The 2,830-nt window shown below is 34.4% G+C and carries 1 protein-coding gene and 1 pseudogene; both read right to left on the bottom strand.

The annotated features are described in order from the left end of the window. Window positions 1-1,270: BREX-1 system adenine-specific DNA-methyltransferase PglX (pglX, locus tag V7137_RS22870; protein WP_335700211.1), on the bottom strand; the 1,270-nt coding region annotated here is incomplete at its 3' end. Window positions 1,271-1,320: 50 nt separating this feature from the next. Next, window positions 1,321-2,830, bottom strand: a pseudogene (locus V7137_RS22865) (DEAD/DEAH box helicase); the annotation flags it as partial.

Here is a 2,830-nt window from a genome sequence, read left to right as displayed (position 1 = left end):
TCTCTACATCCATAAACATCTCAATAACTGTACGTATTTCTATTTTTTCGTCATCATTTTCCCCAATTAATTGTTCTATTCCCTCTATATCTAAATTATTCGAATCTTTAAATGAATAAACATTTAGTTGGATATTTTTATGAAAAGCCCTACGTGACTTTTCTCGTGCTTTCATCAATAAAGCAAATGAAGCTAATTGGGATGCTCGATTATCAATATCTAACCCATAAAGATTTTTTTCCAATATAAATTTTGGAATATCACCAGATGGATATCCAGCTTCTTCGTACATTTGATAAAGAAGATCAAAAGCATAGACGAGAATATGACCCGATCCCATGCATGGATCGATAATGGTTATTTCTTCCAGATTAAAGTTTTTATAGCCAATTTTTTTTAGTTGCTGTTTTACTTCATCATCTTGTTCGGTTGGTTCTAAATAGTACTCCATTTTTTCTTTTATGTGGGAGTCAGAATTCAGCTCTAACCATATTGTACCGAGTGAATTTTCAACCATGTATTTTACAATCCACTTAGGAGTGAAAAGCTGAGTTGCTGCAGGAATATCATATTTTCCAATTTTTTTGTTATTCTTTAGGTTCGCGAATACTTTATCTTTTGGTTCAGAATTATAAAATTGATACATCCACCCAATAACCTCTACTTCATGAAAACTTTCAGATAAAGCCTGGGTTCGAGTTAATTTGCTAATTATGGATTCACTATCTAATAAAAAGTCAGGAAGCAGTAATTCTGTGTAATCATTTATTTTTTCAAATAGAAATGGAAGAATTTTATTAAGAGCATTACATTGGGCTATAAATAGTTTTCTGTATGCTTCCTCAGTTTTTCCTTGATAGATATAATCCTTTATTACCGTAATATCAACGTCCAAGTCCACTGTTTCGTATAAAGTTAAAATATCAGGTTCTGCTTTGCCTGTTTTACTCGAGAGAATATTGACACGACTTGGAAGGTAATCGTGCACTTCCATATAGCGGATAGCAATGATTCTGTTAAACCAAGTATACGCAGCCTCTTCGAGTAGTTGCTCATATCCTTTTGTTTTCAATTGAGATGCCAGTGAATTAAAAGCAGATTTCATTTGTAATGGGTAACCTGTTCCGTTTACAAAAACCTGACCAAACTTTTCTTCCATTTTTAAATCATTTTTTTCATCAATACCAAAAATCTTTGCACGTAAAGCTACTTTTTCAAGGAGGTCCCTCCGTGCAGAGATAGCGAAATTTTTTAAATCAGTCTTGTTCATGCTTTACCTCCAATAATCAGATCCGTAAATGTATACCAGTGAAATCCAATCTATCTTCCTGCTTTTTGAACAATAATTTTATCTCCCTTAACCTCATAAAAATAAAGACTTTTCCAAATTGGTTTAAAATCCTCAAGAATTAGTTCGTCTATAAGCTGATCAATATTAGGTGTTACAATGATAAACCTTGTCTCACCATTTGGTTCTTCACTTATAAAGTCTGCCATCCCAAATGCAGACTGTAATGCAATATTGATCCTTCCTTCATTTAACTCAAAGGATTCAATAAGATTGTGATATATTGATGGAATCACTCTCCGGTTTTCTGTACCACTTGGTACTAACCTAAATTGCAAAAGGTTATGGACCGGCTTTAGGAGTATCGTTTTTTCTCTTTCAGTTTCTTCAAGTCGTTCCTGACTTTTCTCTTCCAATTCCTCAATTTGAGTAAATGTTTGGTTGATTAATGCCGTATTTTTCCCATCGTAATTCTCCGCTCGATAACGTTCCAATCGTTCATTTAATATGTTCATTTGCTCATTAAATGAATTTCGAAGGAAAACGTTTCGTCGATTGGTATATTCTTCTCTTTCCCGCTGAACTCCACGAAGCATTTTACGAGCTCTTTTTATTATCTCCATCCTAAAAGACTGGTCTAATTCAATACCAACCTTTATAATTTCCAAGTTCGTACTGAATAAAAAATATGGAGATATTTCAAGCCACGTTCCATTATTCGATTTTCCAATCATTATCAGCTGTTGCTCGAGGATTCGACCTGTTCCATCAATAATCGTTACTCGATTTATTTCTACATTCAATTCTTCTTGTATTGGAAGTTTCGCCTCGAAAGAAGGAATAATTATCTGTTGTAACTTTCTTTCTGACAATTCCAGTGCTAATTTAAATAAAGGATGGTCAGTATGAATCATTGGGGTAGAATCAGTTTCTTTTTTTTCATTCAAGGTAAAGCGAAGCGATTCTTGACTAGGAAGAATAATTTTATTCTTCCTTGCAAAATCCCGTAAATTTTTTGGAAAACGATCGATTCTGACCAACGTTTCATCTTGAGAAAGAGAAATTCTTGTCCTTGTTGTAGATAGTGCATCAAGAACAAAATTCCCATATGAACGTAACGGCAGACTTCTTATAGATAATTCATCAAATAAACGCTTTGCACCCGGAAGGTCAAAGCTCCCCTGATCTAGTCGTTCCTGTGCTGCCATATCCAATAATCGCTTATGCTCTTGGGAGATTGACTTTTCCATTCGTTCAATAATTTCATCGATATTCTGGCGTCCTTCAATAGCTTCTTCCATAATTGATGCCAAATCTGCTGATTGTTCTTCCAACACATCTCCAATAAAATCATATACTTGTTCTTGCCCCAAATCTTCACGCATTTGTTCCATTTTAGCCAACAAACGAGTTAAAACTTCACCTTCAAGAGTGTTAACCGCAACAAGGTTGAATACAAATACCTCATTTTTCTGTCCAATTCGATGAATCCGACCCATTCTTTGTTCAAGCCGATTCGGATTCCATGGAATATCATAGTTT

Origin of the sequence: Neobacillus drentensis (assembly GCF_036962765.1) — a bacterium.
GTDB lineage: Bacteria > Bacillota > Bacilli > Bacillales > Cytobacillaceae > Neobacillus > Neobacillus drentensis_C.
The sequence above is the reverse complement of the archived record's forward strand: the minus strand, read 5'-3'. Positions and strand labels throughout refer to the sequence as shown.